Origin of the sequence: Campylobacter sp. MIT 12-8780, assembly GCF_006864535.1 — a bacterium.
Lineage (GTDB): Bacteria > Campylobacterota > Campylobacteria > Campylobacterales > Campylobacteraceae > Campylobacter_D.
In genome coordinates, this window is record NZ_QHLL01000001.1 from 26,087 (window position 1) to 37,810 (window position 11,724).

10 protein-coding genes are annotated in these 11,724 nt (G+C 35.4%); 4 read left to right on the plus strand and 6 right to left on the minus strand.

Annotation, left to right across the window (positions count from 1 at the left end):
* Positions 1–31: 31 nt before the first annotated feature.
* The 4 genes from DMB95_RS00150 to DMB95_RS00165 are packed head-to-tail and all read left to right on the plus strand — an operon-like array spanning position 32 to position 1,839.
* A complete protein-coding gene (locus tag DMB95_RS00150; RefSeq protein ID WP_142930395.1) occupies positions 32–445 on the plus strand; it encodes a hypothetical protein in 414 nt (137 codons plus the stop codon).
* 23 nt (positions 446–468) lie between these two features.
* Complete coding sequence (locus DMB95_RS00155; RefSeq protein ID WP_142930396.1) at positions 469–1,098, plus strand: hypothetical protein; 630 nt, start codon at positions 469–471, stop codon at positions 1,096–1,098.
* Between the two features lie 17 nt (positions 1,099–1,115).
* Positions 1,116–1,595, plus strand: coding sequence for a protein-export chaperone SecB (locus DMB95_RS00160; protein WP_142930397.1), 480 nt, complete (start codon positions 1,116–1,118; stop codon positions 1,593–1,595).
* Positions 1,576–1,839 carry a hypothetical protein gene (locus tag DMB95_RS00165; RefSeq protein ID WP_185906668.1) on the plus strand — a complete coding sequence of 88 codons (264 nt, stop codon included), beginning with the start codon at positions 1,576–1,578 and terminating at the stop codon, positions 1,837–1,839. The genes DMB95_RS00160 and DMB95_RS00165 overlap by 20 nt, the downstream gene beginning before the upstream one ends.
* On the opposite strand, the gene DMB95_RS09495 is transcribed toward DMB95_RS00165, so the two are convergent.
* From DMB95_RS09495 to DMB95_RS00190, 6 genes are all read right to left on the minus strand, one after another.
* Complete coding sequence (locus DMB95_RS09495) at positions 1,833–1,979, minus strand: hypothetical protein (protein WP_162056609.1); 147 nt, start codon at positions 1,977–1,979, stop codon at positions 1,833–1,835. The genes DMB95_RS00165 and DMB95_RS09495 overlap by 7 nt on opposite strands.
* A 58-nt stretch (positions 1,980–2,037) precedes the next feature.
* A complete protein-coding gene (locus DMB95_RS00170) occupies positions 2,038–2,424 on the minus strand; it encodes a hypothetical protein (RefSeq protein ID WP_142930399.1) in 387 nt (128 codons plus the stop codon).
* 87 nt (positions 2,425–2,511) lie between these two features.
* The gene (locus DMB95_RS00175; protein ID WP_142930400.1) at positions 2,512–2,862 is read right to left on the minus strand and encodes a PBECR3 domain-containing polyvalent protein; all 351 of its coding nucleotides are present in this window, start codon (positions 2,860–2,862) and stop codon (positions 2,512–2,514) included.
* A 167-nt stretch (positions 2,863–3,029) separates the two neighbouring features.
* Positions 3,030–11,150, minus strand: a complete 8,121-nt coding sequence (locus DMB95_RS00180; RefSeq protein ID WP_142930401.1) for a hypothetical protein — start codon at positions 11,148–11,150, stop codon at positions 3,030–3,032.
* 51 nt (positions 11,151–11,201) lie between these two features.
* Positions 11,202–11,471 carry a type II toxin-antitoxin system YafQ family toxin gene (locus DMB95_RS00185; protein WP_142930402.1) on the minus strand — a complete coding sequence of 90 codons (270 nt, stop codon included), beginning with the start codon at positions 11,469–11,471 and terminating at the stop codon, positions 11,202–11,204.
* Positions 11,471–11,683 carry a hypothetical protein gene (locus tag DMB95_RS00190; protein WP_142930403.1) on the minus strand — a complete coding sequence of 71 codons (213 nt, stop codon included), beginning with the start codon at positions 11,681–11,683 and terminating at the stop codon, positions 11,471–11,473. Before DMB95_RS00190 ends, DMB95_RS00185 begins: the two co-directional genes overlap by 1 nt.
* Between the last annotated feature and the right edge of the window lie 41 nt (positions 11,684–11,724).

Genomic DNA, 11,724 nt, shown 5'->3' on the forward strand with positions numbered 1-11,724 from the left:
TTCTAGTTAATTTGTTATGGATAGTGTATTGTTGAAAAAAAGTAATGGATGCATAAATAATTTGTTTAAAGAAGGCTCGATAAGTGCTATAAAAAATATTGCTTTTATGCAGGTTGTGGAGCAAAATGAAATATATACTGAAAATACAACTTATAATGATGAGATTATTATATGTAAAAAACATATTAAGCACCTCAATAAAATAAAGCTAAATGATAAAAATATAGCTTGTAAATACGATTTTAAAGGTGTGTGCATAATTCTTTTTGATTGTGATCGGTTAAAATGCGAAGATTTAACAAATGAAGAGGGTATAAACTATCTCATCAAATATATGAAAGATGAAGTGCTGAAAGCACAAGAATATTGTATTTTTATAAAGTATAAGAAAGAATACTATGTGTTAATTGACTTTTATGATTTGTTGAATTCAAGAAAAGTTTAAAAAACAAAAAGAGGAGCTAGGCAATGAAAATCGAGGAGTTATTTGTTGGAGAATACAAAAAAAACTATCAAATGGGACTAGAAAAAGTAAGAAAAATGTATGATTCTATAGGCTATGATAATGCCATGAGTGAAAAAGAAGTAATGGCGATTGTATTTAAAGAGATCAATAAACAAAATATAAACATTTCGTTTATAATGAAAATTTTTAACATACAAGAGGAGGGGCAAGGAAAACAAAATAAAGTTTATTTTAATGGAGAAAAATTTGTTGTAGAATACAAAAAAGGAAGTTCAGATAAGCAAAAAGCTTTTCTTTTGGGACATTTATTTTTATTTATATTAAATTGCAATTATTTTGAGTATGTTGAAAGTAGTGATGATACAAAAAAAACAATCTACGATGAAAAAGCTCAAGATTTTGCTGACAATTTAATTGAGGGTATAAAATTTTTTAATATAATAAGAAGCATAGTTTATAAGAAAACAAAAGAAATAGATAGCGACGATAAAATAAATCAAAAACAAAAAAATAATTCTCAATTAAAAGAAGAAGAAAAAGAGTTTTTGCTTAAACTATCATCTCAAAAAACAATGAAAACACAAAAGTTTGAAACTGAAGATATAGATAGTTCATCAAAAGCTGTAGCATAAAAATTAAGGGATAAAAAATGAGTAAAAAAGAAGGTTTTTTTAAATTGCATCCTATTCGCATTGTTGATTTTAATTTTAATATGTCAAAGGACGATGCAAGTGCTAAGAAACTATCTCTGAAAAGAACTATAACTGCTGATGCTCTTTTTGAAGAAGAATATAATAAATACACAATGCAAGTGTCTATAAATATAAAAGTTTTGGATAAAAGCGTATCGCCAGAGGAGCTACTTTATACTATCAATTCAAAAATAATTACAGCTGTTAGTTTTAATAAAAATGAAAATGGTGAAGATTACTTACAAAATGCTGTTGCTATAATATACTCTTATTTTAGACCTATTGTTTCACAAATGGTGATGATGGCTAGACTTTCTCCTTGGGTTTTACCACCTGCAAATTTTGAAGATTTCAAGGTAAATGTTATTCCTATAAAAAATACTCCAGAAATAGCTCAAAATAAAAAGAATGACGAACTTGCAAAAACAACTCCTTGAGCTTATCAAGCAAAATGGCAATCTCATCGCTAAAGATGATCTTGTCGTGTTTGAAGATGAACTTAAAATTGATGAAAAAAGCTTAGAGCAAAATTTACAAGCTTTAATCAACGATAATAAAATAAGCCCTGTTTGGATAAATCCACTCACGCAAAAAGTCGTAGATAAAAAAGATATTGATCATTATGAGTTTGGTTATAGTGTTGTATATCCAAAAGTAAATTATGATATTTTTTTTCAATAGCCCCTCTTCATTATGCTTTTTCGTTTAGTTTGACTTATGCTTTGTTTTGGTGCATTTAAATCCCAATTAGCAATGTTTTCAAGTATTTCTCGCTCACTTAAATCTTTATTCATTTTTGTTTTTAAATTTTTATCTCTCATAGCCTTTTGCTTAGCCTCAATTGTAGCAAGTTGTCGCTTTAAATCCTCTTGCACGGCTTTATTGTTCGTAGTAAAAGGTAAGATTTAGATTAAGCTCGCAAAAAGTAGAGTTCCACCTATGCCCATTGTGTGTGTAAAGCACTGCTGTAAAAGTCTGTCCCCCCCCCCCCCCTATGAAGGTATTGATAGTATGCGTTTCATTTATATTTTTGCTGTAAATATTGCTATTTCTATCGCCTACGCCACGATTGATATTTAAAAAGCTGTAACTTACTTCATGCCTAAAAGTCCCACTAACCACAGCTTTAAGCACTTTTGCATCAGGGTAGGGGTTGGTAAATTGCACTGAAACACTTCTTGTTGTTTGGTTTTGTTGTCTTAAGCCCGGCAAACTTAACCTCGCCACCACAGCACTTGCTGGGGCTGAACTTCCTATTAACATCATTGTTTTTTCCTCCTTTTTGATTTAATTTTAGCTCTATGTTTTCCGCCTTTGAGCTCTAAATCAAGCACTAAAGCACCAGCTTTATTATCAATTTCTTTTAAAACTCTTGCTATTTTCAAGCTTACCATTTTCAAAATACATCGTTTTAAATGCAAACTCATTTTTGCCTTTGCGCACTTGCTCCACGACTACATAGTAGCCATTGATTTGTTTTCCACTGACAAGCACAGGTTTCTTTTCGTTATCTATGGTCAAAATTTGCTTATCAGCACTATCTGCATAATCTTGATATTTAGCGATATCATCCAAACTTACCGCCTTTTGTCCGCTTTGCTTTGCAAGGGTTGATAAAAATGCACCGCTAAATTCACTTCTTTTTATTTTATAGGTATTTTCACCTTGTATTTTATTCCAAGCTTTTTGAACTTGTATATTCATGCTTCTCCTATTTCTAAAAGCTTATAAAATTTGACTTTAATGACTTTTTATGCTAAAATTTAAGCAGAAGTAAGTCAGCTCCTGCATCTTAACCTTACTCAACCTAAGGGGTGCAGGCTAGCAAAACCGCACTTGTCGCATGGTTGAATTGCAAGTGGGCAGGCGACTTACTTCATATATTTTATAATTAAATTTCTATCTTTCATCAAGCTTTTAAGCCTTGAGCCTTGCTTATCTAAATAGTATGTTTTAAAATTCAAAAACCCACGCTCATTCACACCTATACCAAAAAGATTTAAAAGCTGTTTTTCTTTATCATAAAAGGGCTTATAAAAATACACACTAGGCTCACTTGCTCCGTCTCTTTTATGCTCCACGACAAACAAAGGTTCTTTAAAGCTTTCAAAAAAGCCACCTTTGATATTTTCTCTATTTGTATCATAGGTATTTTTTCTAAAATGAGTGAAAGCATAATGCGTATTCACTTTTACGCTTTTATAAGGTGTATCGATATAACCAAACTTACCATCAATCCTATCAAACAAAGCCTTAAATTCCTCCTCGTTTTTAAACTCGCTCTTTGGCATAATAGTGATTTCATCGTTATCTATCGCGTTTTTTACTCTTTTGAAAAGCTCCTCATTAAAAAGCTTTCTTGCTTGCTCTTTTGCCTTATCTGTGTTGCCTATCATAGTTTTTATGTCCATTTTTTGTAAAATTGTAGCAAAAAGTTTAGGTTTTTGTGCGCTCAAATTTTCATATTCTTTGCTGATATTTTTTACAAAAGTTAAAGCCCTATCTTGCACCACTTTCGAGCTCATCAGCTTTGAAGCACCAGCACCACCCAAAAAGCCAGCGACAAACTGAGCAGGATCAAAGCTTAAGTTGCCTTGTTCATCTTCTTCTATACCTGCTACGCTTCCTGTAAATAAGCCAGAGCCTAAGTGAGTGTTAGAATGAAGCTCATTAGGCTTGTTGTCTTGACTTAAAAGCTCTTTTGTGGTAGAATTCATTTCAGTAGTTGAGGGCTGGCTTTTGCTAGTTTGGCTTTGCCAAAGGCTGGGTGCGGACGAAATCCCCTCAAAATCTCGTGCCTCTATACTTTGGGCATTTTCTATTCTTTTTATGACTTCTCTTGCTTTTTTAGTAGGTATGCCAGTGATTAAAAGCTTGTTTTGCTCTTCGCTAACTAGCATATAAAAAAGTTTATCTTCATCATAAGAAAAAGCCTTAATAAAAGTTTGTCTTTCCTCGCCACTTTCACCTTTACCCATAAGCTTTAAATCATAATTTTTATAAGTTTCATCAGCTAAGTTAAGATAGCTTAAGCGTTTTGTATCCTCGCTATTTTCTAAATTCTTGATAAAATTTTCTTTATTGATAAACTTGCTTAATCCTTTTTCTAAAAACTCCTCCTTGCTTAAATACTGCGGTGCTGGTGTAGGCTTGATATTTTTTAAAAGTTCTTTGGCTTGTTCTTTATCAATAATGCTAAATTCCTGCGATATGTTAAAATTTTGCGAATTTTTTAACATATCCTTTGAATGTGTTAAATCCTCAAAGTCTATTTGTTCATCTTGACTTAAAGTTTTGTTTGTGGTAGAATTAGCCTTTGGAGGTTGAGGGTTTATAGCTTCTTTGCTAGCACCTGCCTGCTGTCTAAGCCCCTCTATAATGTCAGCACCTTTAACAAGCTCATCAGCTTTATTTAATTCTTTTTCTAAATATGCATAATCTCTTGTTTTTAAATGAGTGATAAAGTTTTTATTGCCGTCTTTTGTGATAAGTAGATAAAAGAAAGGTTCTTTTCCACTACTTTTAAATTTTTTCAAAAACTTATCTTTTCCATCTTTGATATATTGAAAATGTGGATTTTCTAAAGTGCTATCAAGCAAATTAAAAAGTGCTTTTCTTTGTTCGCTGTCCGCTCTTGTGCTTAAATGCTCTTTGATATTTTCTACATTATCAAAGCGTTGTAAAAGCTCATCAAGTTCTTTTTCATCAAGTTTTAAAGGTGTGTTTTCAGCTGGTAAATCTTTCAAAGCTGATGATATGTTAAAATTTTGCGAATTTTTTAACATATCCTTTGAATGTGTTAAATCTTGAGCTTGTTTTTGCTCTGCTTTGTGAGCTTGCACTTCTAGCGTATGTTTGCTTGGATAATACAAAGCATCTTCATAGCCTTGATCTGCTAACTCTAATCTTGCCTTTACTTCAGGGGCTAGCTCTATATGAAAGCCTTTTTGAGCTAATTCCTCTTGCATTTGTCTTACTTGAAACAATGATATGCCTAGATCAAGTATCTCATCATCTCTTAACAAAGGATTTAAAGGCTTACCTTCTTTGAGTTGTTTAAGCACTTGCAAGGTGCGAAGCTCCATTGTATCAATCCTTGCTTGTTTACTCATAAAGTTTCTTTCAAGTTCCCTATCTATATACCTTTGCAAATCCTCAGTGTATTCTTTATACAAAGTCTCATCATTTAAAATATCTTTTGGGTAGATTTCTTCTCTTGTGTGCCTTAAAGGTGTAGGGTGGCGATTGATGAAGTCATTTATAAGCTCATTGTATTCTTTGCTGTCTGTGAGTTTGGCTTGACTTTTAAGCTCTTTTGTGGTAGAATTTGCACTAGAGTTTAAAGGGAGATTATCCCCTTTAGTTAAAGGCTTAGATGATATACTTGAGCCTTTCTCTTCAACTTCATAAGCTGTTACTATCCACTTATTGCTAGGTTTTCCTTTCCAGTTTGACTTTAAAACGATTTTATAATTATCTTTGATGACTTGCATAGCTTCATTAACTTGCTTTTTCAAGCTCCCATTTTCCACTATATCAGCTAAAAGCTCAGCGGTGATTTCTGGGTGCTTTTGTAAAATCTTACTCAAGCCAAAGCCTTGAATTTGTCCTTTTTCATCGCGCCAAACTTCGCCCCAAACCAAATCAATATCGCCTAAGTCTTTTCTTTCAAAAGCCCCAGCAACTTGTCCGCTTTGCTCGCTTTTTAGCTTATGAAAAGCTTCTATTGGCTTATGATAAAACTCGGCGTAATTTGTGCCAAAATCTTCATTAAGCTTGCTTAAATCCTCAAAGCTTACAGCTCGTTTGGCTGTTTCTAGCTCATCAAGCTTAGTTAAGGCATTGAGTAAAGCTGGCTTATCTTTGTTTTCTTGTCCTTCAGCCAAGATAAGCTTTAAAAAATCATTCATATTAGCCTCACTTAAACTCTTGCCATTTGGATCAAAAAGATTAGGAGCTATTAGCTCTTCAAGTTTGCTTTTTGCTGAGTGTAAAAACTCAAACAAACTTGCACTTGGATTTTCAAGCCGTGCAAATCTTGCTAATGCCAAGCCCAAAGCTTGAGCTTTAATATCTTGCGTGAAATTAGGGTGAAGCTCATCAAATTGCTTTCTTGCTTCAGCAGTTAAGCTTGTGTAATGCTCTAAGCTTTCAAGCAAAGCCTTAAAATCCTCGCTTCTTGTTTGATTTGCCTTTGCACTTGCGACAAAAGCATCAGCTAAAAAGTTTCTTAAATCAAGCTCTTTTAAATCCGTATCTTTAGCGATATTATAAAATGCCCCTGCGTTTTCAACATACATTTTTAAAATCTTATTTTTACTTTGAGCATCAAGATGTTTTAAAGCCTCATTAAGCCCTTCTAGGATATCGTTGTTTTTGCTATTTTTGGCTAAATTTGCAAATAAGGCTAAGTTCGCATTAAAGCTGTCAAGTCCTTTGCCTTGTTTGTCTAAATGCTTAGCGATTAAAAAGCTCATTTCATCAACGCTAGAAGCATTTAAAAAATTTGGCAAGTTTTCAATGTCTTTTTCAAAGCGAGCAAGATTTGCTAAAGCTTTTTCACCAAAATTACTTTCTCTGCCCGCATTTGAAGCAAAAGCAAGGCGGAGTATGTCTTTTGTATCGGTGTTTTCATCAAGCTTTCTTACAATGATTTCATTGTCTTTGAGCTTAATGTTAAACTTAGCCTCAACTGCTTTCTCATAAGCCTTTCTTGCTTCTTTGTTTAAAGCATTCATCGCTTCACTTCGGTGGTTGCCTACAACGACTTGTCCGTCTTTTGTGATGATAGGCACGCCATCAAAGCTGCCTTCTTTATCAAAGATTAAAGAAGGCTTAAAATCCTCTTGTATGTTTTTTATCACTGCGTCTTGCTTTGTGCTTCTACCTTGCACGCCAGCTCGCTCAAAACTTGGCTTTATATCTTTTTTGTCAATAACCATATAAGTGGCTTTTAAAGGCAAACTCTCATCATCTATGATGATAGTAGTATCTTTAAGGGGCGTTGCGTGAATGCTTGCTCCTTGAGTAAAGCTTACATTTTCATTCACACCAAGTCCAGCTCGAGCATCTTTTTGCGCTCTTAAGGCTTGTTGCTGTGCCTCTAAGCGTTTGAGTTGCTCTTTGGCTTCTTTTTCTTGTCTTAAAGCCTCAGCTTTTTTGCTGGCAATGAGTTCTTCTTTTTCAAGCAAGGCTTTTTCAAAAAGGCTTAGGTTTTTTTGGGGATTTTGTGCTTGACTTTTAAGCTCTTTATTTTCTTGCAAAGCAGGATTTTTAAAGCTCATCGGCTCTTTAAGATTTCTGTCAGAATAAAATGTTATAATCTCATCAGTAAGCTCTTCTTTTGTCGATGGCGGGGCTGGTTGTAGCTCGGTCGCATTTGCGGTGCTTACTAGTCTAAATCTTACCCCTTTTTCATCTTGCCACTCATAAATAAAAGCTTTCTTCCCGCCTTGATCGCTTAAAAATGGCTCTTTGTGTTTTTGCAAAAACTCACGCATTTTTACACCCAAACTCGCTACTTCTTGCGGCGTTACAAAGCCTTCTTGTGTGCTGTCAATGGTATGTTCTAGCTTGATATGCCTTGCTCCTTTGCCTCCTCTTTTAAAGTGAAAACCTTTTGAGAGTGTAGCAAGATAATCAGCACTTTGCAAATCTTTTTTAATCTGAGTAGAAAATTTATCATTATACACGACATTATAAAGCCCACGAGCTTCTTTTTGCCCCCTTTTTTCCTCAAGGCTTTTACTCATCAACCTCGCTTCTTCATCTAAAGCCTTGCTAGTTTGTTCAAGCTCGCTCATCAGTTCATCAGCAAGCTTTCTGGTTTGTGAGTTAAACTGGCTTTTTGAAAGGCTGTGTTTTAAAGTGTGATTAAACTCATCTACGCTGACACTTTTTTGCAAGGCGTGGCGGAGGTGGTGTCTTAAAGCCGCACCTTGAATGCTGTTTTTAAAAAAGCCAAACATAAAGCTTTGAGGCAAATTTCTAAAAGTAAAGTCAAAAAGCCCTTTAACAAGCTTTTGTGCGTAGGCTCCACTGATAGAAGTTGCAAGTGCTGAACCTTCTTTGCGCGCTGTTTTTGAAAGCAAATCCTCAGCCAAACTCGCATCATTTTTAAACAAAGTATGAAAGCCTTGCGAAAGCTTGATAAATTCTTTGGCTTCTTTGCTTTGAAAAGTAAAGTTTTGAAGTTTAGCAAGCTCGTTCATAAATTTCGCACTATCAAGCACCCTTAAACTCTCATCAGTGCTAGCCAAACTCTTTTCAAAAAAACGTTTCAGCAGGTTCATCTCTAAGATGGCTGTATTTGGTGCATCAAGCTTTGAGCGTAAAAAATCTAGGTTGTTGTTTTTGCCATCGCCTTGCCCTTTGGCGTATTTGATCAAACTATCTAAAGCCTCATCTAAGCTTTGCTTTTCATCTCTTGCTTTTTTAAAAGCACTTTGTTTTAAAAGCTCGCTCATTTGGGCGTATTCTTGCAAAGCCGTGTTATAAAGGGCTGATACTTTGGTGTAGGCGGTTTTATTTTGTGAAAAGATTTGATTGATACCTTTTGCAATCTCATCTTTAAGCGTGTTTATAGCCTCGCTTTTAAAGAAGTTTTTGGAGCTTGGTGTGCTTGCTTTGCGTAAAAACTCGTTTAGGTTGATACGAGCGTTATTAAGCTGTTTAAAGCTCACGCCTTTTTCATCAAAGACATTTTTTTGAATGTCTTTTAAAAACAAAAGCTCATTTTCACCCAAAGCGCCTGTGCTTTCAAGCTCGTTTTTAAGTGCTTCAAACTTTGTTTTATCAAGCGTGGTGGTGTAAGTTTTATCATCATAAAGCTTATTAATGATGGCATCACTTACCCTTGCAAAGTCTTCTTTTGTGCCTTTGTGTAGCTCATCAAGCAAGGTTTTAATATCGCTTTTGTTGATATTTAAGGCGTTTAGCGAGCTTTCAAGGCGGGCTGTGGTGGCGTTTAAAATGCCTTTTAAGCTTTCATTTGCCTTGCTATCAAGTGAAGCCACTTCTTTAATGTAGGGCAGTAAAAAACCGCTCTCATCAGCTCTAATAGCCTTGAAAAGCTCTTGTTGTCGGGTGGTTAAAGAGTTAAGATTTAAAATTTCGCTGAGTTTTTGCGTGTGTTTTGTAAGGGCGTGATCGCTACCATATCGCTGCGCTAAAAAGTTGGCAAACTCGCCTAAAGTCTTGCCCTGTTTTGCTTGCAAATCCCCGCCAAATTCTTTATAAAAGCTTTGAAGTTGCGCTCTTGTGCCCTCATCAACACTTTGAGCGACTAAGTCTTTAGCCGCCTTAAAATTTTGCGTTGGGATACTTTTGGTAAAATTAAGCACAGGCACATACTCAACCGCCTTACTCACGCTTGTGGCAACGCTTTTAAACAAAGGCTTGGCATTGACGATCACCGCATCGCCAACCAAGCTTAAAATGCCCTCTTGCGTGGCTAAAGCAAGGTATTCATCAAGCTTGTGTTCTTTATCATACGCATAATTTGTCAAAGCCACATCACCGATCTTACCAAGCATACTTCCAGCAGCAGCTCCTGCGATAGATTTACGCGCAGCATCTTTTAAGCCTTTGCCTTTTTGAAATCCAAGCCACGCCCCAGCTAATGACCCTCCCAGTGAGAGCTGATTTGCCTCAATAAAGCTTAAAAAATTCGCCCCAAAGTTATTATTGACGCGGTAAATGTGCTCCCCTTTTTTCACATAAAGCTCACCCGAGCCCTCATCAACCAAAGCTTCATCAAAGCCCGCAAACTCGGCTACTCTTTTAAAATCTCTTTCAAAGTCTGCTTTATCTTTTTCGTTTTTGCCCCCGATGATAAGCCCTTTATAACTTGAGTTTTCACCCAAACGCACTACAGCACTTCTTAGCTCATCACTGACTGCAAAACGCGCCTCAAAGTCCTTTTTTTCGTCCAAAAAACGCTCTTCATCATCGCCAAAAAGCTGGTGTCCTGTCTTATCCCAAATACTGCTAAAAAGTCCTCTTTCTTTGTCAATGGCAGCTTTTTCCGCCTCGCTTAAATCCTCAAATGCGTTTTTTTGATAGGCTTCATTTAAGGTTTTAAGGTGATTAAACTGCTTTAAAGCCGCTTCTTGCAAAAGCTTTGCTTCATCTTTTTGGCTAAAACTTTGCTTTAGATTTTCGCTCAAGCCCTCATCAAAGCGGTGCAAAGAAAAAAGATCGCTCGCGTCATTTTGCGTTTTTTGCCACGCTAAAAGAGCTTTTGTATCTTCATCAAGGGCTTCAAAAGGCACATTTGCAGCGATTAACGCACTTGTGTATGCATCAAGCTTTTTCTTTTTATCCTCATCAAAATCAACGCCTAAAACCGCATTAAAAAGCTCCTTGCCTGCTTTAAAAAGGGGATTTTCATCTTGTTTTTCTTTGACTATGCTTGCAACTTGGGCTTTTAAATCAGCATTTTGCGTATCAACTTCGTTTTTTCGTGCTTTAGCCTCTTCGTGCTTGAGCTTTGCGGCGTTAAAATTGGCAGGATTAAGCCAGCTTAAAGCGGCTTTTTCTTCCTCGTTTTCAGCCCTTGCGTAAGTTTTAAAATTTGGCGTTTGAAAGCCTTGTTTTTTAAGCATTTCAAAGCCTTCATCGACACTTTTTTTGTTTAAATCCTCCCAGTTAATCTCACTTTGCTTACTTTGCAAATGCTTCATAATCTCTTCTTTTGAAAAGCCAGCATTTAAAGCCTTATCAAAATCAAAAGCCAAAAGCAAAGCAGGCTTTTCATCAGGGTTTGTTTGCTCTTGCGGGGTGTTTGCTTGCTCTTGCGAAGCAGGGTGCAAGCTCGCCAAATCGCTTTGCTCTTCATTTTGCTCTGTGTTTTGCTCTTCATTTAAAGCAGGAGTTTGCAAAGCAGGAGTGCTTAAAGCTTGATTTTTAAGTGCAGGTGGGTTTAAAGGCTGATTTGCTAGCTCACCTTGCAAGGTTTTAGGACTTAAATTGATGCTATTTTGCACGCTCATTTTTTGCCTTTTTGCCTTTATTGTAGGAAAAAAGAGCGTTGTTAAAAAGGGTTAAAATAATTTGCTATGCGAGCCAAGATACAAAGCACTTAGCACTAAAATTGTTTCTTTTTTCTCATAGATTAAAAGCAAATCAGGGTTTATGTGGCATTCTCTAAAGTTTTTAAACGAGCCTAAAAGCTTATGATCTTTGTATTTTTCATCTAAAACTTCATCATTAGCTAGTTTTTCAAGAACTTTTAGGGTTTTTTCTTTGTTTTTAGTGTCAAGTTTTTTAAAAGACTTTTTAAAAGCAGAACTAAGATAAATTTCATACTTCATTAAGCTAAATCAGCCCTTAATTCTTGCATACTTTTAAAGGTTTTAAGCTTGCCTTTTTTATAAAGCTCATCGCATTTTTGGCTTTCTTTTTCAAGCTCTTTGATAAGCTCTTCTTTGTTTTTCTCAACCAAAACTTTGGCTTTTACGCCCTTTGCTAAAGCCTTAAAAGCAGGTAAAAATTCTTCATCAACATTCATAATCGTTAAAGTCATCAACTCTTCCTTTGCTTTTTTCACTCAATTATAACACTTTT

Coding starts and splice junctions, on each gene's coding strand:
- DMB95_RS09495 (WP_162056609.1), bottom strand. CDS start 1,979: ATGAGAGATAAAAATTTAAAAACAAAAATGAATAAAGATTTAAGTGAG.
- DMB95_RS00180 (WP_142930401.1), bottom strand. CDS start 11,150: ATGAGCGTGCAAAATAGCATCAATTTAAGTCCTAAAACCTTGCAAGGT.
- DMB95_RS00155 (WP_142930396.1), top strand. CDS start 469: ATGAAAATCGAGGAGTTATTTGTTGGAGAATACAAAAAAAACTATCAA.
- DMB95_RS00160 (WP_142930397.1), top strand. CDS start 1,116: ATGAGTAAAAAAGAAGGTTTTTTTAAATTGCATCCTATTCGCATTGTT.
- DMB95_RS00170 (WP_142930399.1), bottom strand. CDS start 2,424: ATGATGTTAATAGGAAGTTCAGCCCCAGCAAGTGCTGTGGTGGCGAGG.
- DMB95_RS00190 (WP_142930403.1), bottom strand. CDS start 11,683: ATGACTTTAACGATTATGAATGTTGATGAAGAATTTTTACCTGCTTTT.
- DMB95_RS00175 (WP_142930400.1), bottom strand. CDS start 2,862: ATGAATATACAAGTTCAAAAAGCTTGGAATAAAATACAAGGTGAAAAT.
- DMB95_RS00185 (WP_142930402.1), bottom strand. CDS start 11,471: ATGAAGTATGAAATTTATCTTAGTTCTGCTTTTAAAAAGTCTTTTAAA.